At 70.1% G+C, this 23,061-nt stretch carries 26 protein-coding genes; 8 read left to right on the top strand and 18 right to left on the bottom strand.

Translation table 11 applies throughout. From position 1 onward, the window contains the following. Window positions 1-339: 339 nt before the first annotated feature. Genes NGB36_RS12645 through NGB36_RS12630 form a run of 4 tightly spaced genes read left to right on the top strand, consistent with a single transcriptional unit; the run spans window position 340 to window position 3,787 of the window. The gene (locus NGB36_RS12645; RefSeq protein ID WP_255920301.1) at window positions 340-1,722 is read left to right on the top strand and encodes an MFS transporter; all 1,383 of its coding nucleotides are present in this window, start codon (window positions 340-342) and stop codon (window positions 1,720-1,722) included. Between the two features lie 27 nt (window positions 1,723-1,749). Then, window positions 1,750-2,214 carry a hypothetical protein gene (locus tag NGB36_RS12640; RefSeq protein WP_255920300.1) on the top strand — a complete coding sequence of 155 codons (465 nt, stop codon included), beginning with the start codon at window positions 1,750-1,752 and terminating at the stop codon, window positions 2,212-2,214. 20 nt (window positions 2,215-2,234) lie between these two features. After that, window positions 2,235-2,939: a futalosine hydrolase gene (locus tag NGB36_RS12635; RefSeq protein WP_255920331.1), complete on the top strand. Its 705-nt coding sequence runs from the start codon at window positions 2,235-2,237 to the stop codon at window positions 2,937-2,939. Then, window positions 2,936-3,787: a 1,4-dihydroxy-6-naphtoate synthase gene (locus NGB36_RS12630; protein WP_255920299.1), complete on the top strand. Its 852-nt coding sequence runs from the start codon at window positions 2,936-2,938 to the stop codon at window positions 3,785-3,787. The genes NGB36_RS12635 and NGB36_RS12630 overlap by 4 nt, the downstream gene beginning before the upstream one ends. Before the next feature lie 26 nt (window positions 3,788-3,813). On the opposite strand, the gene NGB36_RS33140 is transcribed toward NGB36_RS12630, so the two are convergent. Continuing rightward, entirely contained in the window at window positions 3,814-4,197 is a 384-nt protein-coding gene (locus NGB36_RS33140; protein ID WP_308288841.1) for a cold-shock protein, read from the bottom strand. A 210-nt stretch (window positions 4,198-4,407) separates the two neighbouring features. On the opposite strand from NGB36_RS33140, the gene NGB36_RS12620 reads away from it, so the two are divergent. After that, a complete protein-coding gene (locus NGB36_RS12620; RefSeq protein ID WP_255920298.1) occupies window positions 4,408-4,704 on the top strand; it encodes a hypothetical protein in 297 nt (98 codons plus the stop codon). Here NGB36_RS12620 and NGB36_RS12615 read toward each other — a convergent pair. Beyond that, window positions 4,665-5,297 (bottom strand): HAD family hydrolase, encoded by a 633-nt coding sequence (locus tag NGB36_RS12615; protein ID WP_372509418.1) that lies wholly within the window; start codon window positions 5,295-5,297, stop codon window positions 4,665-4,667. The two genes, NGB36_RS12620 and NGB36_RS12615, sit on opposite strands and share 40 nt — an antisense overlap. 784 nt (window positions 5,298-6,081) lie before the next feature. On the opposite strand from NGB36_RS12615, the gene NGB36_RS12610 reads away from it, so the two are divergent. Next, on the top strand, window positions 6,082-7,545 hold the full coding sequence (locus tag NGB36_RS12610) for an NAD(P)H-hydrate dehydratase (protein WP_255920296.1): 1,464 nt from the start codon (window positions 6,082-6,084) through the stop codon (window positions 7,543-7,545). Between the two features lie 34 nt (window positions 7,546-7,579). Continuing rightward, entirely contained in the window at window positions 7,580-8,545 is a 966-nt protein-coding gene (gene coaA, locus NGB36_RS12605; RefSeq protein WP_255920330.1) for a type I pantothenate kinase, read from the top strand. A gap of 13 nt (window positions 8,546-8,558) precedes the next feature. Here coaA and NGB36_RS12600 read toward each other — a convergent pair whose 3' ends face one another. The 5 genes from NGB36_RS12600 to NGB36_RS12580 all read right to left on the bottom strand — a co-directional run bounded on the left by NGB36_RS12600 (window position 8,559) and on the right by NGB36_RS12580 (window position 13,672). Further along, complete coding sequence (locus NGB36_RS12600) at window positions 8,559-9,086, bottom strand: hypothetical protein (RefSeq protein WP_255920295.1); 528 nt, start codon at window positions 9,084-9,086, stop codon at window positions 8,559-8,561. A 70-nt stretch (window positions 9,087-9,156) separates the two neighbouring features. Continuing rightward, complete coding sequence (glmM, locus tag NGB36_RS12595; RefSeq protein ID WP_255920294.1) at window positions 9,157-10,515, bottom strand: phosphoglucosamine mutase; 1,359 nt, start codon at window positions 10,513-10,515, stop codon at window positions 9,157-9,159. Window positions 10,516-10,666: 151 nt separating this feature from the next. Beyond that, on the bottom strand, window positions 10,667-11,122 hold the full coding sequence (gene rpsI / locus NGB36_RS12590; protein ID WP_372509422.1) for a 30S ribosomal protein S9: 456 nt from the start codon (window positions 11,120-11,122) through the stop codon (window positions 10,667-10,669). A gap of 89 nt (window positions 11,123-11,211) precedes the next feature. Further along, window positions 11,212-11,655, bottom strand: a complete 444-nt coding sequence (gene rplM / locus NGB36_RS12585; RefSeq protein WP_255920292.1) for a 50S ribosomal protein L13 — start codon at window positions 11,653-11,655, stop codon at window positions 11,212-11,214. A 226-nt stretch (window positions 11,656-11,881) separates the two neighbouring features. After that, entirely contained in the window at window positions 11,882-13,672 is a 1,791-nt protein-coding gene (locus NGB36_RS12580) for an ABC-F family ATP-binding cassette domain-containing protein (protein ID WP_255920291.1), read from the bottom strand. 90 nt (window positions 13,673-13,762) lie between these two features. Here NGB36_RS12580 and NGB36_RS12575 point away from each other — a divergent pair, with 90 nt between their 5' ends. Beyond that, entirely contained in the window at window positions 13,763-14,710 is a 948-nt protein-coding gene (locus tag NGB36_RS12575) for a hypothetical protein (protein WP_255920290.1), read from the top strand. Here the strand turns inward: NGB36_RS12575 and truA are convergent. The 11 genes from truA to secY form a co-directional block, all read right to left on the bottom strand. After that, entirely contained in the window at window positions 14,707-15,561 is an 855-nt protein-coding gene (truA, locus tag NGB36_RS12570; RefSeq protein ID WP_372509421.1) for a tRNA pseudouridine(38-40) synthase TruA, read from the bottom strand. The two genes, NGB36_RS12575 and truA, sit on opposite strands and share 4 nt — an antisense overlap. A 231-nt stretch (window positions 15,562-15,792) precedes the next feature. Then, window positions 15,793-16,305: a 50S ribosomal protein L17 gene (gene rplQ, locus NGB36_RS12565; RefSeq protein ID WP_255920288.1), complete on the bottom strand. Its 513-nt coding sequence runs from the start codon at window positions 16,303-16,305 to the stop codon at window positions 15,793-15,795. A gap of 95 nt (window positions 16,306-16,400) precedes the next feature. Continuing rightward, window positions 16,401-17,420 carry a DNA-directed RNA polymerase subunit alpha gene (locus tag NGB36_RS12560; RefSeq protein ID WP_255920287.1) on the bottom strand — a complete coding sequence of 340 codons (1,020 nt, stop codon included), beginning with the start codon at window positions 17,418-17,420 and terminating at the stop codon, window positions 16,401-16,403. A 165-nt stretch (window positions 17,421-17,585) separates the two neighbouring features. After that, window positions 17,586-18,212 carry a 30S ribosomal protein S4 gene (rpsD, locus tag NGB36_RS12555; RefSeq protein ID WP_255920286.1) on the bottom strand — a complete coding sequence of 209 codons (627 nt, stop codon included), beginning with the start codon at window positions 18,210-18,212 and terminating at the stop codon, window positions 17,586-17,588. Window positions 18,213-18,238: 26 nt separating this feature from the next. Next, window positions 18,239-18,643 carry a 30S ribosomal protein S11 gene (gene rpsK / locus NGB36_RS12550; RefSeq protein WP_014144338.1) on the bottom strand — a complete coding sequence of 135 codons (405 nt, stop codon included), beginning with the start codon at window positions 18,641-18,643 and terminating at the stop codon, window positions 18,239-18,241. A gap of 69 nt (window positions 18,644-18,712) precedes the next feature. After that, window positions 18,713-19,093 (bottom strand): 30S ribosomal protein S13, encoded by a 381-nt coding sequence (rpsM, locus tag NGB36_RS12545; RefSeq protein WP_255920285.1) that lies wholly within the window; start codon window positions 19,091-19,093, stop codon window positions 18,713-18,715. A 190-nt stretch (window positions 19,094-19,283) separates the two neighbouring features. Beyond that, window positions 19,284-19,397, bottom strand: coding sequence for a 50S ribosomal protein L36 (rpmJ, locus tag NGB36_RS12540; protein WP_003956441.1), 114 nt, complete (start codon window positions 19,395-19,397; stop codon window positions 19,284-19,286). Window positions 19,398-19,457: 60 nt separating this feature from the next. After that, a complete protein-coding gene (gene infA, locus NGB36_RS12535) occupies window positions 19,458-19,679 on the bottom strand; it encodes a translation initiation factor IF-1 (protein ID WP_014144336.1) in 222 nt (73 codons plus the stop codon). A gap of 170 nt (window positions 19,680-19,849) precedes the next feature. After that, complete coding sequence (map, locus tag NGB36_RS12530; RefSeq protein WP_255920284.1) at window positions 19,850-20,686, bottom strand: type I methionyl aminopeptidase; 837 nt, start codon at window positions 20,684-20,686, stop codon at window positions 19,850-19,852. A 97-nt stretch (window positions 20,687-20,783) separates the two neighbouring features. Next, window positions 20,784-21,443 carry an adenylate kinase gene (locus NGB36_RS12525; protein ID WP_255920283.1) on the bottom strand — a complete coding sequence of 220 codons (660 nt, stop codon included), beginning with the start codon at window positions 21,441-21,443 and terminating at the stop codon, window positions 20,784-20,786. Continuing rightward, complete coding sequence (secY, locus tag NGB36_RS12520; protein ID WP_255920282.1) at window positions 21,443-22,762, bottom strand: preprotein translocase subunit SecY; 1,320 nt, start codon at window positions 22,760-22,762, stop codon at window positions 21,443-21,445. The genes NGB36_RS12525 and secY overlap by 1 nt, the downstream gene beginning before the upstream one ends. Window positions 22,763-23,061 lie beyond the last annotated feature (299 nt).

Raw genomic sequence — 23,061 nt, 5'->3', positions numbered from 1 at the left:
ATCGATTCTCTCCTACGCCGTCTCACGAGTGCGCCGACCGAAGGGCCGGGCCGGACGGAGCGGACCTGCGGACCGCGTCGACGTCCTGCGGGGTCGTCCTCGGGCGGACGGCGCACCTGTCGCATCCCATTCTGCGGGATCGCCCGGGTGCGCACGGTACCGTCCCGCGCTCGGCGCGGGGAAGTCGGGGGTGCGTTGCACGCAGGTACGTGGAGGTGGGACAGGTGTTGCGCCCGCACTCCCTCCCGCCCCTGGTCTTCGGAGGGGGTGCCTGCCATGCCCGAAGGGCTATGGGGGAGGGGGAACTCCTCCGTGATCCGGGGGGCAAATAGGGGCAGGATGCCTGACGTGGGTGCCGTCCGGAGGAACGGGCGCGGCGGGCGGATGCAGCGGGCCGGCCGCGCGACCGGGCGCGCGTTCACCCGCGGGGGGCACCTCGTCCGCGACCGGATCCGCCGTCTGACACACGCCCAGGGCGCGGGCGAAACCGGGCTCGGGCAGCTCATCGAGCTGAGCCTGGTCAACTCCGCGGGCGACATGATGATCACCATCGCGCTGGCGAGCACCATCTTCTTCTCGGTTCCCACCGGCGAGGCCCGCGGGCGCGTCGCGCTCTACCTGCTGGTGACGATGGCTCCGTTCACCCTGCTCGCGCCGCTCATCGGCCCGATGCTCGACCGCATACCGCACGGCCGTCGAGCCGCGATGGCCGGTTCGATGATGGCCCGTGCCGTACTCGCCTGGACGATGGCCGGCGTGGTGAGCACCGCCGGGCTCGCGCTCTACCCGGCCGCGTTGTGCGTGCTCGTCGCGTCGAAGGCGATGGGCATCGTCCGGAGCGCCGTCGTACCGCGGGTGCTGCCGCCGCGGATCTCGCTCGTCAAGGCGAACTCGCGGGTGACGCTCGCCGGGCTGGCGTCGACGGCGGTGGCCGCCCCCGTCGGCGCCCTGCTCCACCTGATCGGGCCCGCTTGGCCGCTCTACGGCGCTTTCGTGATCTTCGTGGTCGGGGCGCCGCTGTGCTTCTCGCTGCCGCATGCGGTGGATTCGGCGAGGGGCGAGGCGAAGGCACGGCTCTCCGCGGACGAGAAGCCGACGGCCGGCGCGGCAAGGTCGCTGCGGCGCCCGGGCCTGCGCACCGTCGGCAAGCCGGTCTTCCATGCGCTGCAGGCGAACGCCGCGCTGCGCGGGTTGTCCGGGCTGCTCACCTTCTTCCTCGCCTTCGTACTGCGCGAGCATCCGCTCGGCGGGCTGAGCGCGGCCTTCTCGCTCGGCCTCGTCGCCGTCGCCGCGGGCGGCGGCAACGCTTTCGGCAATCTCCTCGGCTCCTGGCTGCGCTCCCGCGCCCCCGAGTTGATCATCACCACTGTGCTGCTCGTCGCGCTCGGTGTCACCGCGTTCGGTGCCGTCGCCTACGAGACGATCACCGTCCCCGTCGTCGCCGCCGTGGCCGGCCTCACCCAGGCGATGGGCAAGCTCGCACTCGACGCGACGATCCAGCGCGACGTACCGGAAGAGGTGCGCACATCGGCGTTCGCACGCTCCGAGACGGTGCTGCAACTGGCGTGGGTGGTCGGCGGCGGACTCGGCATCGTGATGCCGCTGATCGGCGCGGTGGGGCTCGCGGTGGGTGCGGCGCTGCTGGCGCTCGGCGCGGTCTTCAGCGTGCGAGGACTGCTGACGGCGGCCAGGCGCGGCACGCCGCACCCCCGCGCGGTGTGAGCAGGACCGACCGGTAGCCTCACCCCCATGACCATTCGCCGCAGTGCCGCCGCCGCCAGCGCGGTCGCCCTCGGGCTGCTCGCCCTGTCCGCCTGCTCGAAACCGACGCCGCTGGCCACCGTCACCGTCGGCAAGGGCTCCGTCAACACCGAGGCCGCCTGCTACAACAACGGCAAGCCCCTCACCTCGGACATCCTGCAGTCGTGCCTCGCCAAGGCGCCGACGCACACCGTCAAGGTCCGCCAGACCGACACCGTCCACCTCGGCGTCGACCCGGCCATCGCCAAGAACGGCTGGCTGATCGTCGGCGACTCGACGCAGAAGACCAACATCATCAAGGACACCTACCGCTCCTTCAGCGGCCAGTCGCTCTTCGTCGACCAGTCGACGGGCCAGTCCTCGTCGAGCATCGTGATGAACGTCGTGGAGAGCGCCGGCGACAACAGCGGCGCGCTCGGCGTGTGGAAGTTCAAGATGGAGCTGCAGAGCTGAACCGCCGGGACGGCGAGCCGATGCGGCTGCTGGTGGTGACCGCGGTGGCGGGCGAGCGCGATGCCGCGGTCCGGGGCCTGCGCGGCGCGCGCGACGTGCAGGAGCACCTGCTGCCCGGAGGCCGCAGTGCGGCGAGCGTCCAGGGCGCCGGAGTCGTCGCCGACGTGCTCGCCGCCGGGGTCGGGCCGGGCGCCGCCGCCGCGGGAACCGCCGCCGCGCTCGCCCACGCACCGTACGACATCGTCATCTGCGCCGGGATCGCCGGCGGGTTCGCCCCCGCGGCGCGCGTCGGCTCCGTCGTCGTCGCGGACGCGATCATCGCCGCCGACCTCGGCTCCGAATCACCCGACGGCTTCATCCCCGTTGCCGACCTCGGCTTCGGCACCTCCCGGCACCTGCCGCCCGCCGCGCTCTCCCGCGCCGTCGCCGACGCGCTCGGCGCCGGGTACGGGACGGTCCTCACCCTCTCCACGATGACCGGCACCGCCGGTCGCGCCGCCGAACTGGCGGCCCGTCACCCGTCCGTGCTCGCCGAGGCGATGGAGGGATTCGGCGTCGCGGAGGCCGCCGCCGCCCACCGGCTGCCCGTCCTCGAGATCCGTGCGATCTCCAACCCGGTGGGCCCACGCGACCGCGCCTCCTGGCGGATCGGCGACGCGCTCACGGCGCTCACCGACGCGTTCGGCAAGCTCACGCCCGCACTGGAACAGGAGGCCGCGCCTTGAGCAACGCGCTGCGCATCGCGTACTCGCCGTGCCCCAACGACACGTTCGTCTTCCACGCCTGGGCGCACGGCCTGGTGCCCGGCGCGCCCGCACTCGATGTGACCTTCGCCGACATCGACATCACCAACGGCATGGCCGAGCGCGGCGAGCTGGAGATCCTCAAGGTCTCGTACGCCGTGCTGCCGTGGGTGCTCGACGAGTACACGCTGCTGCCGTGCGGCGGAGCACTCGGCCGCGGCTGCGGACCGCTGGTGCTCACCCGTGACGGGGGTACGGCGGCCGGGCTCGCCGGCCGGACCGTCGCCGTGCCCAGCGAGCGCTCGACGGCCTACCTGCTCTTCCGGCTGTGGGCGGCCGCGGAGGTGCCGGGCGGCGTCGGCGCGGTCGAGATCATGCCCTTCCACGAGATCATGCCCGCCGTGCGCGACGGCCGGGTGGACGCGGGACTCGTCATCCACGAGGCCCGGTTCACCTATCAGGAGTACGGGCTGACCTGCCTCGCCGACATGGGCGAGCACTGGGAGCAGACCACCGGGCTGCCGATTCCGCTGGGCGCCATCATCGCCAAGCGGTCGCTCGGCGAGCCGGTGCTGCGCCGACTGGCCGACGCGGCGCGCGCCTCGGTACGGATGGCCTGGGACGACCCGGCCGCATCCCGTGAGTACGTGCTGACGCACGCACAGGAGATGAACCCCGCCGTGGCGGACCAGCACATCGGCCTGTACGTCAACGAGTTCACCGACGCTCTCGGCGAGGACGGCTACGCCGCCGTACGCGGGCTGCTCACGCGCGCGGCGGCCGAGGGGCTGGTGCCGCCCCTCGGCCCGGATGCGCTGAATTTCCCGTGATCTCCTGAGCGTGAACTCCTGAAGCGCTAGACGTCCAGCTGGTCGGCGACCGCACGGAGCACGCCCGCGATCTTGCGGCCGTGCGCCTTCTCCGGATAGCGGCCGCGCTGCAGCGAGCGGGCCACCTCTTCCAGCAGCGTGGTCACGTCCTGGACGATCGGCAGCAATTCATCCGGCTTGCGGCGCTGCGCGGCCGCAACCGACGGCGCCGGGTCGAGAACCACCACGGACAGCGCCTGATCGCCGCGCTGGCCCGCGACAACGCCGAACTCCACACGCTGTCCCGGCTTGAGTGAGTCCACCCCGGCGGGCAGCACCGACGAGTGAACGAAGACGTCACCGCCGTCGTCGCGGGAGAGAAAGCCGAAGCCCTTCTCGCTGTTGAACCACTTGACCTTGCCGGTTGGCACGTCCGACCTCGTCCTCGTTCTATGAAAAACCACCGAATCCACCGCATACAGGCATGCGCGGACGCCCCGTTCAGCCCGGATAGCAGTGCAGCGGGCCTCCTTCAGACCCGCCTCCCACCAGGCTAATGGTCCGGACGCCCGTGACAAGACGCTGCCGCCCCATCCTGCCGCCGCTCCGACCCGCGTACCTGCCCGGCCTACCCTTGTCGGGTGACTACCTCACCCCTTCCCCGCCGGACGGCCCCAGGAACCTCCGCCCGCAAGCCGGGCGACCTGCTCGTACGAATTGGCGCGATCTTGTTCGTGATCGGGGCGGTGGCGACGCTCGCCACCATCACCCCCCTGTTCATCGGCTCGCACCCGCTGCCGACCGTCGCCTACTTCGTCTGCATGCTCATGGGCGTCGGCTTCGCCCTGGCGCTCGGCGGACTGCTGCGCTCCGCGCTCGCCCAGCGTCGTGAGGCGCGTCAGGCACAGGAGGCACTCGCCTCGTCATCCGCGACGTAGCCGGCGAACCACGAGGGGAACTCGCCGAGGCCGCCGAGCACGACATCGGCTCCGGCGGCGCGCAGCTCATCCGCGTCACACGGCCCCGTGGCCACGGCGACGGAGAGCGCCCCAGCGGTACGGGCGCCACGGACGTCCCCTATGTGGTCGCCGACGTACACCGCCGCACCGTGCTCCCGCAGGGCCTCGGCCTTCGCCTCCGCCCACAGCCAGCCGATCACCGCGTCCGGCTCGATACGCAGGTGCTTCAGGTGCAGCCGCGCATTCGGCTCGTGCTTGGCCGTGACGACGATGGCCTGCCCGCCGGCCGCCTGTACCGCGGCAATGGCCTCCCGCGCACCGGGCATGGCGGGGGTCGGCTCGATGGCGTGATTGATGTACAGCTCCCGGTACACGTCCGCTACGCGGGGAACGTCCTCGGCCGGGAACCAGTAGGCGAGCTCCTCGTCGAGCGGGGGGCCGAGGCGGGTGATCGCAAGATCCGAGTCGATGAAGACGCCGGTCAACCGGGACAGCTGGTCGTAGGCGGCCTTGATGCCGGGGCGGGAGTCGATGAGGGTCATGTCGAGGTCGAACCCCACGGTTATGGCCATGCGCCCCATTGTGCAGGTCGCGGCGCGTGACTCCGGCGGCGGGTGTTTTCCCCTCCCGCCCGCGGTTGCGTGACGCTGCGCTGGGCGCTGGGCCTTGGGGGTCGTGTTTCCTGCCATTGCGGCTTGCGTAGGTGTTTTCCCCGCCGCCCGCCCGTTGCCGTGACTAGGTGGGTCACGTGGGCGCTGCGTGGGTGGGTGGAGTCGGGGCCGCTGTGGGGTGTCTCCTCGGCGCTCGAACGTCACCTCGTACGCACACTGACCGTGGAATCGTTCTCGTCGCCTGCGGGGACACCCCTGCGCACCCCCTCCCAGGCCGGCTCCGCGCCTGCCACCCGACAGCACGAGAGGGTTCGGGTTCATCCTTTGCGGCCCCCGCTCACAGAGGTGTCAGCAGAAAGGACCACCGGCCCGCAGCCGCCCGACGGCAAAAGAGGGGACGCGCAGGGGTGCCCCCGCAGGCGACGAGAACAACCGCGCGGCACACAAACAGGCCACCTGACGTTCGAGCGCCCAGGAGGCACCCCACAGCGGCACCGACCCCCCAACAACGCCACGGCGCAACGCGACCCCAGACACGCGACCAGACCAATCACGCCAGCGGTGCCGAGGCCCACGTGAGCCCGGGCACGTGACCTCAGACACGTGACCAGGCCAGTCACGCCACCGGCGCCAAGGCGCACGTGACCCGGGTGATCACGGCAAACGGGCGGGCGGCGGGGAAAACACCCCCACGCCAACCGAAACGCACCCGCGGAGCGTCACCGCCGGTGAGAAAATCACGCACATGCGCCACGCGTACACCGTTGAAACCGTCCGAAAAGCGGAACACACACTCATGACGCGTGTTCCGCCCGGCACGCTGATGCAACGCGCCGCAGCCGGCCTCGCCGCCGCATGCGCGGACCTGCTCGGGCGCACCGGGCGCAGGCGCGGGATCTACGGATCCCGCGTCGTCGCCCTCGTCGGCAGCGGAGACAACGGGGGCGACACCCTCTACGCCACCGCCCGCCTCGCCCGCCGCGGCGCAGGAGCGACCGCCGTCCTGCTCGCGCCCGAAAAGACCCACCCCGGCGGTCTCGCCGCGTTCCGCCGCGCAGGCGGCCGTACCGTCACCCCCGCGGACGCGCCCCCGCTGATCGCCCGCGCGGACCTCGTCCTTGACGGGATCGTGGGCATCGGCGGCAAGGGCGGGCTCCGCCCGGAGGCCGCGGGCCTCGCCCGCGCCGCGTACGAGGCACGCGTGGCCGTCGTCGCCGTCGATCTGCCCAGCGGCGTCGACGCGAGCACGGGCGAGGTGCACGGCGACGCCGTGCGGGCCGACGCGACGATCACCTTCGGCACATACAAGCCGTGCCAGCTGATCGACCCGGCCGCGGAGCACACCGGCGCGCTGCGCCTGATCGACATCGGCCTCGGCCCGTACCTGCCCGACCCCGAGCTGGAGGCGTTGCAGCACGCGGACGTGGCGGCGTTGCTGCCTACGCCCGTCGGCGAGAGCGACAAGTACCGGCGCGGCGTCGTCGGCGTCGTCGCCGGGTCCGAGCGCTACCCTGGCGCGGCCGTGCTCGCGGTCGGCGGGGCGCTGCGCGGGGGCGCGGGCGCCGTACGGTATGTCGGGCCCGCGGCCGACGCCGTGATCGCGCGCTACCCGGAGACGCTGGTCTCGGCGGGTCCGCCGTCGAAGGCGGGACGCGTGCAGGCGTGGGTGGTCGGGCCGGGGCTCGGGGACGACGCGCGCGGGCGCCAGGCCGTCGCGGAGGTGCTCGCCTCGGACGTGCCGGTGCTGGTGGACGCGGACGGCCTGCGCCTCGCGGACCGCCGTGCCATCCGCGAGCGCACGGCGCCCACCGTGCTCACCCCGCACGCGGGCGAGGCCGCCGCGCTGCTCGAAGCCGCCCGTGAGGACGTCGAGACGGCCCGCCTGGCCCACGTGCGGCGGCTCGCCGAGGAGTTCGCGGCCACCGTGCTGCTGAAGGGGTCGACGACACTGGTGGCGGAGCAGGGCCATCCCGTGCGGGTCAATCCGACGGGCACGGCGTGGCTGTCGACCGCGGGCAGCGGCGATGTGCTTTCCGGTCTGACGGGCTCGCTGCTCGCCGCAGGGCTCACGGCACGGGATGCCGCGTCCGTCGGCGCCTACCTGCACGGGCTCGCGGGCCGCTACGCCGACGTGCCCTTCGGCTCCCACGAACTCGCCGAGCGCATCCCCGAGGTGTGGCACTCGGTGCACCCCGAGCAGGGGGCGTAGCGGGCCCGGGGCCACAATTGAGCGCGTGCCATCACTGAAGGAGCAGCAGCGCCGCCGCGCAGAGCCGACCCCGTACGTGGACCTGACCCGCGCCGAGTGGAGCGCCCTGCGCGAGCGGACCCCGCTGCCGCTCACCGCCGAGGAGGTCGAGCGGCTGCGCGGGCTCGGCGACCGGATCGACCTGGACGAGGTCCGCGAGATCTACCTGCCGCTCTCCCGGCTGCTCAATCTCTACGTCGCCGCGACGGGCAGTCTGCGCGGCGCACTCAACACCTTCCTCGGCGAGGAGGGCGGCCAGGCCGGCACGCCCTTCGTCATCGGCGTGGCGGGCAGCGTCGCGGTGGGCAAGTCCACAACGGCCCGCATACTCAAGGCACTTCTCGCGCGCTGGCCCGAGCACCCTCGGGTCGAACTGGTGACGACCGACGGATTCCTCTTCCCCAACGCCGAGTTGCACCGGCGGGAGCTGATGTCCCGCAAGGGCTTCCCCGAGTCGTACGACCGGCGCGCCCTCACCCGCTTCGTCGCCGACGTGAAGGCCGGGAAGGAGGAGGTCCGCGCGCCGGTGTACTCGCATCTGATCTACGACATCGTGCCCGGCGAGCAACTGGTCGTACGCCGCCCGGACATCCTCATCGTCGAGGGGCTCAACGTGCTGCAGCCCGCGCTGCCGGGCAAGGACGGCCGCACCCGCGTCGGCCTCGCCGACTACTTCGACTTCAGCGTCTACGTCGACGCACGCACCGAGGACATCGAGCAGTGGTATCTGTCCCGGTTCCGGATGCTGCGTCAGACCGCCTTCCAGAACCCCTTCTCCTACTTCCGCAAGTACACGCAGGTGTCGGAGGAGGAGGCGCTGGACTACGCCCGCATGCTCTGGCGCACCATCAACAGACCGAATCTCGAGCAGAACGTGGCGCCGACGCGCGGGCGTGCGACGCTGGTGCTGCGCAAGGGCGGCGACCACAAGGTGCAGCGGCTCTCCTTGCGCAAGCTCTGATGGGTCGGGACGATCACATCGAAACGGAGCGGGCGTAGTTGACGCGCCCCATGATGTCGGCGACGGCCTGCGGGGAGCTGACCGGGATCATCGTCGAGTGGAATCGCCCCCCGCTGTTGACGTTCACCTGCACGTGACCGGTGGTCACCTTCTGCTTCATCAGCAGGAAGAGCAGGCCGAGCAGGCAGAAGACGAAGAAGAGGATCGCCAGGACGATCGCGACCGGTGGGATCTTCTCCTCGGTCCGCGACATGTCGGTAACGGTCCAGACCGCTCCCCTGAGCGGCAGGGCACCGGCCGGGGTCATGATCGAATCGCTGAGCACGCTGATATCACCGATGCTGACCAGCGGTGTCCCAGGTGCGGGAGCACCGGCGGGGGCGGCCTGCGGCGGGTAGCCGTAGGCGGGCGCGGGGGGCATCGCCGGTGGCTGGATCGGCGGCCCGTAGGCCGGAGCCGGGTAGCCGTAGCCCTGGACTCCGCCGTACCCGGGCTCGGGCGCGCCGAAGCCACCCGGGCCGGGCTGTGGTCCATCTGTCATGAACTGGATCATCCCCCTGGATCGTGGGGCACCCGCGGGGTGCCCGCGTGCGTGCCCTCGGTCAACGCACTCAGCCGAGCGTCGATTTCACCACATCCGCGAGGCGTCCTGCGACCGCGCGTGCGTGGTCGATGTCGGCCGCCTCGACCATCACGCGCACCAGCGGCTCGGTTCCGGAGGGGCGCAGCAGCACCCGTCCTGTCGTGCCCAGCTCGCGCTCGGCCTCGGCGACCGCCGCGGTCAGCTCGGGCGTGGAGGCGACGCGCGTCTTGTCGACGTCGGGGACGTTGACGAGCACCTGCGGCAGCCGTTCCATCACGCCGGCCAGCTCGGCGAGCGTACGTCCGGTGGCGGCGACGCGCGCGGCGAGCATCAGGCCGGTGAGGGTGCCGTCGCCGGTGGTGGCGTGGTCGAGGATGATCACGTGGCCGGACTGCTCGCCGCCGAGTGCGAAGCCGCCGTCCTTCATCGCCTCCAGGACATAGCGGTCGCCGACCGCCGTCTGGATCAGCTCGATGCCCTCGCGCTCCATGGCGAGCTTGAAGCCGAGGTTGGACATGACCGTGCCGACGACGGTGTCCTTGCGCAGTGCACCCGTCTCGCGCAGGGCGAGGGCGAGCACGGCCATGATCTGGTCGCCGTCGACCTCCTCGCCGGAGGCGTCGACGGCGAGGCAGCGGTCCGCGTCGCCGTCGACCGCGATGCCGAAGTCGGCGCCGCGCTCGACGACGGTGGCCTTGAGCCGGCCGAGGTGGGTGGAGCCGTAGCCGTCGTTGATGTTGAGGCCGTCGGGCTCGGTGCCGATCGTGGTGACCTCGGCGCCCGCGCGGGCGAACGCCTCGGGCGCGACGAGCGAGGCGGCGCCGTGCGCACCGTCGAAGACGATCTTCAGCCCGTCGAGGCGGTTGGGGAGTACACCGATCAGGTGGTTGACGTAGGTGTCGAAGCCCTCGCCGTAGTCGCGTACCCGGCCGACGCCCGCACCGGTCGGCCGCTCCCAGGGCTCCCCGGCGGCGTGCGCGCGGTACGTCTCCTCGATCCGGTCCTCGAGCTCGTCGTCCAGCTTGTGCCCGCCGCGGGCGATGAACTTCACCCCGTTGTCCGGCATCGGGTTGTGGCTGGCGGAGAGCATCACCCCGAGGTCGGCGCCCAGCGCGCCGGTGAGATACGCCACCGCCGGGGTGGGCAGCACACCGACCCGCAGGACGTCCACGCCCGAGCTGGCGAGGCCGGCCACGACGGCCGCTTCGAGGAACTCTCCCGACGCGCGCGGATCACGCCCGACGACGGCCACCGGCCGGTGACCCTCAAACGTGCCGGCCTCCGCCAGCACGTGCGCCGCCGCGACCGACAGGCCGAGCGCGAGCTCGGCAGTCAGGTCGGCATTGGCGACGCCGCGCACACCGTCCGTGCCGAAGAGTCGTCCCACTGTGTTTCCTCCGAGAGTGCGTGGCTTACGCCCCGGTCCAGTCCACCGTCAAACCCCCGATATCCGCGCTATACCCACTTCAGCGGCGCCCCGGTAAGCGAACGCCCCGGAGGCGCACAGAGTGCCTCCGGGGCGGTTCACCGAAGCGGGATCAGCGCTTGCTGTACTGCGGCGCCTTGCGGGCCTTCTTCAGACCCGCCTTCTTGCGCTCGGTGGCGCGGGCGTCACGGGTCAGGAAGCCGGCCTTCTTCAGCGGGCCGCGGTTGTTGTCCACGTCCGCCTCGTTCAGCGCACGGGCGACGCCCAGGCGCAGCGCACCGGCCTGGCCGGAGATGCCGCCGCCGCTGATGCGGGCGACGACGTCGTAGCGGCCGTCGAGCTCGAGAACCTTGAACGGCTCGTTGACGGCCTGCTGGTGCACCTTGTTGGGGAAGTAGTTCTCCAGGGTGCGACCGTTGATCTTCCACTTGCCGCTGCCCGGGACGATGCGCACGCGGGCGACGGACTCCTTGCGGCGGCCGGTGCCGGCAGCCGGCTGCGGCTCGCCGAACCGGGACGCCAGGGACTCGGAGGTGTACTCCTCCGGGATCTCGATGTTCTCCACGATCTCAGTGGGCTCGTCGGCCCCGAGCGGGGCCTCGGCGGTGGTCTCAGCCACGATTCTCCTCGATGCTTCTGTACTGGCTGGTGGCCGGACTACTGCGCGACCTGGCTGATCTCGAACGGAACAGGCTGCTGTGCAGCGTGCGGGTGCTCGGGGCCCGCGTAGACCTTCAGCTTCGAGAGCATCTGACGGCCCAGGGTGTTCTTCGGGAGCATGCCCTTGACGGCCTTCTCGACGGCCTTGGCGGGGTTCTTCTCCAGCAGCTCGTCGTAGCGGACGGACTTCAGACCACCCGGGTAGCCGGAGTGGCGGTAGGCCATCTTCTGGGTCCGCTTGTTGCCGGACAGGTGCACCTTGTCGGCGTTGACGATGATGACGAAGTCACCGGTGTCGACGTGGGGCGCGTACACCGGCTTGTGCTTGCCCCGGAGAAGGGACGCGGCCTGGGAGGCCAGACGGCCCAGGACAACGTCCTGCGCGTCGATGACGTGCCACTGGCGCTGGACATCGCCGGGCTTGGGGCTGTACGTACGCACGGTCGTAGCCTTCGCTTCTTCAGTGAGTGGGTCCTGACAAGGCCACCCGGACGATCACGACAGCCTAGGCAGCACACGGTGACGCAAACCGTGGCTGCCGCTGGTCATCGGCCCGGTGGACCGGCGTAACGGCCTCTCACGTGAGAACGAGCAAGCCAATACGCATAACGAACTGGCAGAATACCCGCCCCGCCCCTCACCGGTCAAAACGCGCCCCGCCCACCGTTCAGCGATGGCGCTCGACCCGCGGCTCCTCCCACACCGGCTCCGGCGCCTCCCGGACCCGTCCGTCCGCGCCGAAGATCAAGAAACGGTCGAAGGAGCGCGCGAACCAGCGATCATGCGTCACGGCGAGCACCGTGCCCTCGAAGGCTTCGAGCCCCGCCTGCAGGGCGTCCGCGCTCTCCAGGTCGAGGTTGTCGGTCGGCTCGTCGAGCAGCAGCGCCGTCGCCCCGGCCAGCTCCAGCAGAAGGATCATGAAGCGTGCCTGCTGGCCGCCGGAGAGGTTCTCGAAGCGCTGATCGCCCTGGCGCTGCAGCTCGTAGCGGCGCAGCGCGCTCATCGCCTTGCCGCGGTCGCGTGCGTGCTCCGTCCAGAGGATGTCGACGAGGGTGCGGCCGAGGAGCTCGGGGTGTGAAGAGGTACCACCCGCCGAAGGCGGGCAGGGGTTACCACCCGCCGCAGGCAGGGAGGGGGCACCACCCGCCGCAGGCAGGGAGGGGGCACCACCCGCCGAAGGCAGGGAGGGGGTACCACCCGCCGAAGGCAGGGGGAGGGTCTGGGCGAAGTACCCGGGGACGACCCTCGCGCCCAGCTTCCACATCCCCGTGTGCGCCACGTCCCCGCCCGCGAGCAGCCGCAGGAAGTGCGACTTGCCGGAGCCGTTCGACCCCAGCACGGCCACCCGCTCGCCGAAGAAGACCTCCAGGTCGAAAGGTTTCATCAGACCGGTGAGCTCAAGCCCCTCGCAGGTCAACGCCCGCACCCCGGTACGGCCGCCGCGCAGCCGCATCCGGATGTCCTGCTCGCGCGGCGGCTCCTGCGGCGGACCCGCCTCCTCGAACCTCCGCAGCCGGGTCACCGCCGACTGCAGCCGGGAGGCCATGTCCGAGTTGTACGCAGCCTTCTGGCGGTAGCTCACCACCAACTGCTTGAGCTTCGCATGCTCCTCGTCCCATCGCCTGCGCAGCTCCTCGAAGCGCGCGAACCGCTCCTTGCGCGCCTGGTGGTATGTGGCGAAGCCGCCCCCGTGCACCCACACATCGCTGCCACCGGGCCCCGGCTCCACGCTGATGATGCGGTCGGCGGCCCTCGCCAGCAGCTCGCGGTCGTGGCTGACGAAGAGCACCGTTTTGGGCGTGGCCCGCAGCTGCTCCTCCAGCCACCGCTTGCCCGGCACGTCGAGATAGTTGTCCGGCTCGTCGAGCAGCAGCACCTCGTCGGGGCCGCGCAGCAGCGCTTCGAGCACCAGCCGCTTCTGCTCACCACCGGAGAGCGTGGCCACCTCGCGCCACTGCGCCCGCTCGTACGGGACGCCGAGCGCCGCCGTCGTGCACATGTCCCAGACGGTCTCGGCCTCGTACCCGCCCGCCTCGGCCCAATCGCTGAGCGCCTGCGCGTACGCCAGCTGCGCCGGCTCGTCGTCCTGCGCCATGATCTCCAGCTCGGCGGTGTCCACAGCCTGCGCGGCCTCGCGGATGCGCGGCGACGCGACCGAGACCAGCAGGTCCCGCACGGTACGGTCGTCGCGCACGGAGCCCACGCCGCGTCCATCGCAGGATGGCCCCCGGACCCCCACGAACTGGCGCATCACCCCGAGTCCGCCGCCGACCGTCACGCTCCCGCCGTCCGGCGTCAGCTCCCCCGCGATCAGCCGCAGCAGCGTCGTCTTGCCCGCTCCGTTCGCCCCCACCAGGGCGACGGCACTGCCTTCCCCCACCCGGAACGAGACGTCGCCGAGCAGCACCCTGCCGTCCGGCAGGCAGTACTCCAGGTGCGCGGCCTCGACATGTCCCATGGGCTGGATTCTCGCCCGCGTTTCCTCCGCGCCCAAAGCGGTTTTCTGCGGGGTGACGTTGCGATTGTCCGACCGAATAGGATGCCCGCCATGACGGAAGGTCCTCAGCAGCCGAACCAGCCACGGCCCGGCGGATACGGATACCCGAACGTCGGCGGATACGGATACCCGCAAGGATCGCCCCAGCAACCCTCCGGATCCGCCTGGACTCCGCCGTCCGACGGCCTCGGACACGGCAGCACCCGGCAGCCGCGCGGCGGCCAGAACCAGCCCGACTGGTCGGCGTTGGCCGAGCGCACGGAATCCGCCAGCCGCCGTCGCAAGCTCTACATGATCGGCGGCGGTGTCCTGGCCACCGCCGTCATCGCCGGCATCGTGGCGACCGCAGTCATCAGCTCCGACAACCACAACAAGCAGGCCGCATCCGGCGGTTCGACGGGCGGCCAGAACGCCGCCGGCGCCCCGCCGCAGCCGACGCCGACCTTCTCCGATGTCACGCCCCCGCCCCCGCCCAACCCGCTGGCGGTGCTCTCCAACCCCAAGAAGGACACCGCGCCGCTCACCCCCACCGGGCTCTTCTTCGGCACCCAGCTGACCATCAACGGGCGCCAGTACACCCGCGCCACCACCGACTCGGCCACCGGCTGCTCCGGCGTCGCCGCCGGCGGCCTGGCGGGCGTCCTCGACAGCAACGGTTGCGACAAGGTGCTGCGCGCCACGTACACGCGCAACGGCATCGCCGTCACCGTCGGCGTCGCGGTCTTCAACAGCAAGTCGTCTGCCGACAACGCCAAGGCCCAGTACACCGGCTACGTCCAGCCGCTCGCGGGCGGCGGGGTCCCGTCGTTCTGCCATGCCACCGCGTGCTCGACGAGCGCCAACTCGGTGGGCCGCTACGCCTACTTCACCATCGCAGGATTCACCAACGGCTCAGCGGTCACCTCGAGTGACACCCAGGCGCCGCAGGCCGGCACCGACATCGCTGACTTCGCCTTCCAGCGGATCGTGCAGCGCGGAGAGAACGAAGCGGGCGGCTAACAGCCCGGCAGCGACCGCTTGTTGCGCGCCTCGGCCGCCCGTTCGGCGAGCAGCTCGTCGGCCGGGTAGCCGACCTCCTCCAGGGTCAGGCCGTGCGGCCGCACCACATTGACGGCCGAGTGGCGCACCCTCCCCGTGAGCACCTCGCCCGGGAAACCCACCGGCCGGTGCCCGTCACCCACGAGCAACATCGCGCCGACCAGCGCCCGAACCATGTTGTGGCAGAAGGCGTCGGCCCGCACCGTCGCCACGGCGAGCCCCGCCAACGGACCGTCGCTCGCCCGCTCCCAGCGCAGTTCGAGCAGCCTGCGGATGGTCGTGGCGCCCTCCCGCTTCTTGCAGTACGCGGCGAAGTCGTGCTCCCCGAGCAGCCGCCCGGCCGCCTCGTTCATCAGGTCCACGTCCACCGGGCGGTCGTGCCACAGGACGTGGCCGCGCAGCAGCGGGTCCACCCCGCCGGGGTGGTCGCCGACCCGGTAGGAGTAGCGCCGCCAGATCGCCGAGAAGCGCGCGTTGAACCCGGCAGGGGCCTCCGAGACCCGCCACACCCGGACGTCGTGCGGCAGCCGCCCGGCCAGCCTGCGCAGCAGCTTCGTCGACTCCCGGTCCCACACCTCGCGCCCCAGGTCGACGTGGGCGACCTGGCCGCGCGCGTGCACTCCGGCGTCGGTGCGGCCCGCCACCGTCAGCTCGACCGGCTCGCGCAGCCGCAGCACCGTCGTGATCGCCGACTCCAGCTCGCCCTGGACCGTCCGGCGCTCGCGCTGCCGGGCCCAGCCGGAGAAGTCGGTGCCGTCGTACGCCAGGTCCAGCCGCACCCTGACCCGGCCCTCGGCCGGACCTTCCTCGATCACGTTCACTCCACTCGCACTCGCACTCGCACTCGCACCGCACCGCACCGCACCGCACCGCATACACAAGCGAACGGACCCGCACCGCCCGATGGGGCGGTGCGGGTCCGTCACTGCACCTTTTCGTTCGCTTCTCCGCCCGCTCACAGGCTCCGCGGCCGGCCTCGTTCCTCGGCCGCCCACTCCACCTACTCGCGTGCGTCGCTCACGACAACACCGCAGGCGTCAGCGTCAGCCTTCCTCGGCCTCGGGCTTGGCGTCCTCGACGGCCTCTTCCGCCGCCTCGTCGGCCTTCGCCTCAGCGGCCTCGGCCTGCTCGGCCTCCTGCTCCTTGACCGCGCGCTTGGTCGCGGCCTCGGCCTCACCGGTGGCCTGCTGGGCCACGGTCAGCGGCTCCACCAGCTCGATGACCGCCATCGGCGCGTTGTCGCCACGACGGTTACCGATCTTGGTGATGCGGGTGTAGCCACCCGGGCGGTTCTCGTACCGCGGAGCGATCTCCGAGAACAGCGTGTACACGGTGTCCTTGTCGGTGATGTCCCGCAGCACCAAGCGACGGTTGTGCAGGTCGCCCTTCTTCGCCTTGGTGATCAGCCGCTCCGCATACGGCCGCAGACGACGCGCCTTGGCCTCGGTGGTGGTGATCCGGCCGTGCTCGAAGAGCGACCGGGCGAGGTTCGCCAGCATCGCCTTCTGGTGCGCGGCGCTGCCGCCCAGACGGGCGCCCTTGGTGGGCTTCGGCATGGTGTTTCTCCTCAATCTCTGCACCGGCCGTATCAGGTACCGGTGTCAGGTGGGGGGTGTGGGGGGACTGTGTCGGATGGCGTCCCCCCACCACATCAGTACTGCTCGGTCTCGACGAAGCCCGTGTCGTCGTCGTCCGCGCCGAAGGCGTCGGCCGCGGCGGTCGGGTCGAATCCGGGCGGGCTGTCCTTGAGGGCCAGGCCCATGCCGGCCAGCTTCGCCTTGACCTCGTCGATCGACTTCGCACCGAAGTTGCGGATGTCGAGCAGGTCGGCCTCGCTGCGCGCCACGAGCTCGCCCACGGAGTGGATGCCCTCGCGCTTGAGGCAGTTGTAGGAACGGACGGTCAGCTCGAGCTCCTCGATCGGGAGCGCGAGGTCCGCGGCGAGCGCGGCGTCCGTCGGGGACGGGCCCATGTCGATGCCCTCGGCGTCGACATTGAGCTCGCGGGCGAGCCCGAAGAGCTCGACCAGCGTCTTACCGGCCGAGGCCATCGCGTCACGCGGGCGCATGGCCTGCTTGGTCTCGACGTCGACGATCAGCTTGTCGAAGTCGGTGCGCTGCTCGACACGGGTCGCCTCGACCTTGTAGGTGACCTTGAGCACCGGGCTGTAGATGGAGTCGACCGGGATCCGGCCGATCTCCTGGCCCTGCTGCTTGTTCTGGACCGCGGAGACGTAGCCGCGACCGCGCTCGACGGTCAGCTCCATCTCCAGCTTTCCCTTGCCGTTGAGGGTGGCGAGGACCAGGTCCGGGTTGTGCACCTCGACACCGGCCGGCGGGGCGATGTCGGCGGCGGTGACCAGACCGGGCCCCTGCTTGCGCAGGTACATCACGACCGGCTCGTCGTGCTCGGAGGAGACGACCAGGCTCTTGATGTTGAGGATGAGGTCGGTCACGTCCTCCTTGACGCCCGGCACGGTGGTGAACTCGTGCAGCACGCCGTCGATCCGGATGCTGGTGACAGCAGCGCCGGGGATCGAGGAGAGGAGGGTACGACGCAGGGAGTTGCCGAGGGTGTAGCCGAAGCCCGGCTCCAGCGGCTCGATGACGAACCGGGAGCGGTACTCGTCCACAACCTCTTCGGTGAGAGAGGGACGCTGAGCAATCAGCATGTTCGATCCTTCAGTCGTGGGCGCCCGCTATATGACGCCCGCTGTACTGACAAGGGTACGGGCGGTACGGGCCGAATGACCGGCCGCGTACCGCCCCACCCGTATCGCCGGGAGGCTCCTGCCCGATGCTGCGGCCATCTGGGGGCCGACCCCCAGACCCCCGCCTTACTTCGAGTAGAGCTCGACGATCAGCTGCTCCTGCACCTGGGTGTCGATCACCTGGCGCTCGGGCAGCGAGTGCACGAGGATCCGCAGCTTCGACGGGCTGGCCTCCAGCCACGCCGGAACCGTCTTCTCGCCGGCCTCGGCGGCAGCGACCACGAAGGGGGTCATCTGACGCGAGGAGGAACGGACCTCGATGATGTCGTTCGGGGAAACCCGAGCCGACGGGATGTCCATCTTGCGGCCGTTCAGCAGGATGTGGCCGTGACGGACCAGCTGACGGGCGTGGTCGCGGGACTTGGCGAAGCCGGCCCGGTAGACCACGTTGTCGAGGCGGGACTCGAGGATGCGCAGCAGGTTCTCGCCGGTCTTGCCGGACTTGCGGTTCGCCTCCTCGTAGTACCCGCGGAACTGCTTCTCAAGGACGCCGTAGATGCGAGCGCACTTCTGCTTCTCGCGCTTCTGCAGCAGGTACTCGCTGTCCTTGGTGCGCCCGCGACCGTGCTCACCCGGGGGGTAAGGACGGATCTCGATCGGGCACTTCGCGCTCTCGCACTTGCTCCCCTTGAGGAAGAGCTTCTGCTTCTCCCGACGGCAACGCTTGCAGTCGGCCCCGGTGTAACGCGCCATTGTCTTGGTTCTCCTACTTCAGCTGGTCAGACGCGGCGGCGCTTGGGCGGGCGGCAGCCGTTGTGCGGGGTCGGGGTGACGTCCTGGATCGAGCCCACCTCCAGGCCGGTGGCCTGCAGCGAGCGGATCGCGGTCTCACGGCCGGACCCCGGACCCTTGACGAAGACGTCGACCTTGCGCATGCCGTGCTCCTGGGCACGGCGGGCGGCCGACTCGGCGGCCATCTGCGCGGCGAACGGGGTCGACTTGCGCGAGCCCTTGAAGCCGACGTGGCCGGCGGAGGCCCAGGAGATCACGTTCCCGGTCGGGTCGGTGATCGAAACGATGGTGTTGTTGAACGTGCTCTTGATGTGAGCGTGCCCGTGGGCGACGTTCTTCTTCTCCTTGCGGCGCACCTTCTTGGCGCCGGCCTGACGGCCCTTCGGAGGCATAGGTATGTACTCCCGTGGAGGTGATCGGTCCTACAGCACGGACCGCTTGCGGCGTGGTCCTGCTTCGGACTACTTCTTGCCCGGCTTCTTCTTGCCGGCGATGGCGCGACGCGGGCCCTTGCGGGTGCGAGCGTTGGTGTGGGTGCGCTGACCGTGCACTGGCAGGCCGCGGCGGTGACGCAGGCCCTGGTAGCAGCCGATCTCCACCTTGCGGCGGATGTCCGCCTGAACCTCACGGCGGAGGTCACCCTCGGTCGTGTAGTTCTCGTCGACCCACTTGCCGATCTTGACGAGGTCTTCCTCGGCGAGGTCGCGGACGCGGGTGTCCGGGTTCACACCGGTGTTCTTCAAGGTCTCCTGGGCACGGGTACGCCCGATGCCGAAGACGTAGGTCAGAGCGACCTCGACGCGCTTCTCGCGCGGGAGATCAACGCCTGCGAGGCGTGCCATGAATCTGGCTCCTGGTGGCTATTCGGAGGTCTTCCGCAGCACCGTTCCCGGAATGTGTGGCTTTTCCGAGCCGGGTCCCCGGCCTCCGACCGGGGGTGACGTCCCCGCGCCAGGCGCGAGGGGTCGGGTGACTGCGTATGTACGTATTGCGTTGTGCGTCGCGCGGAGAACTGCGAGTGCAGGTCGTGCGTCAGCCCTGGCGCTGCTTGTGGCGCAGGTTGTCGCAGATGACCATGACCCGGCCGTGGCGGCGGATCACCTTGCACTTGTCGCAGATCTTCTTGACGCTCGGCTTGACCTTCATGGGATGTGAGGTTCTCCGGGTCGTGCCACCGTCCCACGGGAGCGGGACGCCGGCTGAGATCTACTTGTAGCGGTAGACGATCCGACCGCGCGTCAGGTCGTACGGAGACAGCTCCACCACGACCCGGTCGTCGGGCAGGATGCGGATGTAGTGCATGCGCATCTTGCCGCTGATGTGCGCGAGGACCTTGTGCCCGTTCTGGAGCTCTACCTTGAACATGGCGTTCGGCAGAGACTCGATCACGGTGCCCTCGATTTCGATGGCCCCTTGCTTCTTGGGCACGCTTCGCCTTTCGAGATCGGCTACCTTGATCGGCTCGCGTGTGCCTGGACATGCGCATACGTGAGCCGACGCATCAGTCTACGCCAGCCCACACGGAATGACGAATCGAGGGTCCGTTGGAGTGCAGTGTGCCCAGCGGGAAAGATCGTTACGCCAGGAGGTCGGCGCGGTCATCCAAGGGGGTCGGGCGCGGCCTGGATGCCGTACTCGGCCAGCTTCGCCTTGCCGCCGTCCACGGCGGTGAGCACCAGCGGGCCCTGCTCGGTGAGCGCGACCGAGTGTTCCCAGTGGCAGGCCCAGCTGCCGTCGTCGGTCTTGACCGTCCAGTCGTCCTCGAGGACGTGCGTGGTCGCCGATCCCAGGCTCACCATCGGCTCGATCGCCAGGCACATGCCCGGCACCAGCTTGGGACCGCGCCCGCGCTTGCGCGTGACGTAGTTGAGCAGGTGCGGGTCCATGTGCATCTGGGTGCCGATGCCGTGGCCGCCGTAGTCCTCGATGATCCCGTACGTGCCGGAGGCCGGGCGCGGCTGGCGGCGGATGTAGTTCTCGATGGAGCGCGAGATGTCGACGAGGCGGTCGCCCTTGCGGAAGGCGGCGATCCCGGCCCACATCGACTCCTCGGTGACCCGGCTCAGCTCGACCAGCTCCGGAGCGTGACCCGACCCGACGAACGCGGTGAAGGCGGCGTCGCCGTGCCAGCCGTCCACGATCGCCCCGGCGTCGATGGAGATGATGTCGCCGTCCTTCAGGACGGTCTCGCGGCCCGGGATGCCGTGGACGACGACGTCGTTGACCGAGGTGCAGATGTTGCCGGGGAAGCCGCCGTAGCCGAGGAAGTTCGGTTTGGCGCCGTGGTCGGCGATCACCTTGGCGGCGATCTCGTCGAGCTCCTTGGTGCTGGTCCCCGGAACGGCCGCCTCACCACAGGCACGGTGGATCGCCGCGACGACCAGCCCGGCCTCGCGCATCTTCGCGATCTGCTCCGGGGTCTTGATCTCCACCATGGATATGGGCCTTCCGCTGTCCGGGTCCGGATTTCCAACAGTACGGCCGCGGCGTCCAGGACACCGCGGCCGGCCTGCGTACATATGCCTCGCGACGCTACGCGGCCTCGGTCCTTCCGAGCGCGTTCATCGCCCGCTCGGTGACCTCCTGCACGCCCCCGAGCGCGGAGATCGTCACCACCAGGTCCTGCGCCTTGTAGTAGTCGATGATCGGCTCGGTCTTGGTGTGGTACTCGTCCAGCCGCACCCGCACCGCTTCCTCGGTGTCGTCGTCGCGCTGGTACAGCTCACCGCCGCAGATGTCGCACACGCCCTCGGTCCTCGGCGGGTTGTACTCGACGTGGAAGACGTGGGCGCCGTCCTTGCGGCACAGCCGGCGGCCGGCGATCCGCTTGACGACCTCCTCCTCGGGGACCTCGAGGTCGAGCACGGCGTCGAGCGTCAGGCCCTTCTCCGACAGGAAGGAGGTGAGCGCCTCGGCCTGGCCGATGTTGCGCGGGAAGCCGTCCAGCAGAAAACCGTGCTGGGCGTCCGGCTGGCTCAAACGGTCCTCCGCCATCCCGACGGTGACCTCGTCCGGCACCAGGCGGCCGGCGTTCATGTACTCCTGGGCCTGCTTGCCCAGCGGCGTGCCCTGGCTGATGTTGGCACGAAAGAGGTCGCCGGTGGAGATATGCGGGATCGACAGGTTCTTGGCCAGGTACTGGGCCTGCGTGCCCTTACCAGCGCCAGGCGGCCCGACGAGGACGATTCTCATCAGCGGAGGAACCCTTCGTAGTTACGCTGCTGGAGCTGGCTCTCGATCTGCTTCACGGTCTCCAGGCCGACACCCACGATGATCAGGATGCTGGTGCCACCGAAGGGGAAGTTGTTCTGACTCCCCTGGAAGAACGCGATGGCCACCGTAGGAACCAGGGCGATCAGCCCCAGGTACAGCGAACCGGGCCACGTGATGCGGTTGAGCACGTAGCCGAGGTACTCCGCGGTGGGACGGCCGGCCCGGATGCCCGGGATGAACCCACCATACTTCTTCATGTTGTCTGCAACTTCCTCGGGGTTGAAGGAAATCGCCACGTAGAAGAAGGCGAAGAAAACAATCAACAAGAAGTAGAGGGTCAGGTAGACCGGATGGTCGCCCTTTGTCAGGTTCGTGCTGATCCACTGAGCCCAGGACGAGGTCGAGTCACCGCTGAACTGAACGATCAGCGCGGGAATGTAGAGCAGCGACGAAGCGAAGATGACGGGAATCACACCCGCCTGGTTCACCTTCAGCGGGATGTACGTCGAGGTACCGCCGTAGGAACGGCGGCCGATCATCCGCTTGGCGTACTGCACCGGGACGCGGCGCTGCGCCTGCTCGACGAAGACGACGAGGCAGACCATCGCCAGGCCGACCACGATCACCAGGCCGAACTCACCCCAGCCGGCGAAGATCTTGCCGGACTTCTTGATCCCCCACAGCGCGCTCGGGAATCCGGCCGCGATCGAGGTGAACATCAGGATCGACATGCCGTTGCCGATGCCGCGGTCGGTGATGAGCTCACCCAGCCACATGATCATCACGGTGCCCGCGGTCATCGTGATGACCATGACCGAGGTCCGGAAGATCGAGGTGTCCGGCACGATCTGGCTACCGACGGTGCAGGTGCGGAAGAGAGTGCCGCTCTGCGCGGTGGCCACCAGGCCGGTGCCCTGGAGCACGCCGAGAGCAAGCGTCAGGTACCGGGTGTACTGGGTGATCTTCGTCTGCCCGGCCTGGCCCTCCTTCTTCAGGGCCTCGAGGCGCGGGATGACCACGGTGAGCAACTGCAGGATGATGCTCGCCGTGATGTACGGCATGATGCCGAGCGCGAAGATCGTCAGCTGCAGCAGTGCGCCGCCGCTGAACATGTTGATCATGCCGAAGAGACCGCCGTTGCCGCCGGCCTCCTTGATGCACTCGTTGACGTTCGCGTAGTTGACCCCCGGCAGCGGTACAGAGGCGCCGAGCCGGAACAGCACAAGGATGCCGAGCGTGAACAGCAGCTTCTTGCGCAGATCGGGCGTCTTGAATGCCCGGGCGAAACCGGTGAGCACGTGGTGCCTCCTGCGTCTTCCGCGCCGCGCGACACGGAAGGTGACGGGGTGAGGGGTCGACTGATAGGGCCTGTCCTCGCCACCTTACCGGCGAGGAAGCGATCCGAGGAATGACCAACCTGTGAGCGGCGCGCGCAACCAGGCGGAGGGGGTCCCCCGCGAAGCGGGAGGAGGCCGGCCGAGGCTTCGATCAAGGCGCGCGCCTCCGGCACGACAGGCCGTCCGCAGAGCCTGGGAGAGCGCAAGGCGAACCAAGCCCGGGGATGTCCCACGATCGGCACGATCACACGATCAGCGGG

The organism is Streptomyces humicola (genome assembly GCF_024436035.1).
GTDB classification, from domain to species: domain Bacteria; phylum Actinomycetota; class Actinomycetes; order Streptomycetales; family Streptomycetaceae; genus Streptantibioticus_B; species Streptantibioticus_B humicola.
This window is presented reverse-complemented; position numbering and strand designations above follow the sequence as displayed.

Coding starts and splice junctions, on each gene's coding strand:
- NGB36_RS12645 (WP_255920301.1), top strand. CDS start 340: ATGCCTGACGTGGGTGCCGTCCGGAGGAACGGGCGCGGCGGGCGGATG.
- NGB36_RS12640 (WP_255920300.1), top strand. CDS start 1,750: ATGACCATTCGCCGCAGTGCCGCCGCCGCCAGCGCGGTCGCCCTCGGG.
- NGB36_RS12635 (WP_255920331.1), top strand. CDS start 2,235: ATGCGGCTGCTGGTGGTGACCGCGGTGGCGGGCGAGCGCGATGCCGCG.
- NGB36_RS12615 (WP_372509418.1), bottom strand. CDS start 5,297: ATGGCCATAACCGTGGGGTTCGACCTCGACATGACCCTCATCGACTCC.
- NGB36_RS12610 (WP_255920296.1), top strand. CDS start 6,082: ATGCGCCACGCGTACACCGTTGAAACCGTCCGAAAAGCGGAACACACA.
- NGB36_RS12600 (WP_255920295.1), bottom strand. CDS start 9,086: ATGACAGATGGACCACAGCCCGGCCCGGGTGGCTTCGGCGCGCCCGAG.
- NGB36_RS12580 (WP_255920291.1), bottom strand. CDS start 13,672: ATGGGACATGTCGAGGCCGCGCACCTGGAGTACTGCCTGCCGGACGGC.
- NGB36_RS12575 (WP_255920290.1), top strand. CDS start 13,763: ATGACGGAAGGTCCTCAGCAGCCGAACCAGCCACGGCCCGGCGGATAC.
- rplQ (WP_255920288.1), bottom strand. CDS start 16,305: ATGCCGAAGCCCACCAAGGGCGCCCGTCTGGGCGGCAGCGCCGCGCAC.
- NGB36_RS12560 (WP_255920287.1), bottom strand. CDS start 17,420: ATGCTGATTGCTCAGCGTCCCTCTCTCACCGAAGAGGTTGTGGACGAG.
- rpsD (WP_255920286.1), bottom strand. CDS start 18,212: ATGGCGCGTTACACCGGGGCCGACTGCAAGCGTTGCCGTCGGGAGAAG.
- rpsK (WP_014144338.1), bottom strand. CDS start 18,643: ATGCCTCCGAAGGGCCGTCAGGCCGGCGCCAAGAAGGTGCGCCGCAAG.
- rpsM (WP_255920285.1), bottom strand. CDS start 19,093: ATGGCACGCCTCGCAGGCGTTGATCTCCCGCGCGAGAAGCGCGTCGAG.
- rpmJ (WP_003956441.1), bottom strand. CDS start 19,397: ATGAAGGTCAAGCCGAGCGTCAAGAAGATCTGCGACAAGTGCAAGGTG.
- map (WP_255920284.1), bottom strand. CDS start 20,686: ATGGTGGAGATCAAGACCCCGGAGCAGATCGCGAAGATGCGCGAGGCC.
- NGB36_RS12525 (WP_255920283.1), bottom strand. CDS start 21,443: ATGAGAATCGTCCTCGTCGGGCCGCCTGGCGCTGGTAAGGGCACGCAG.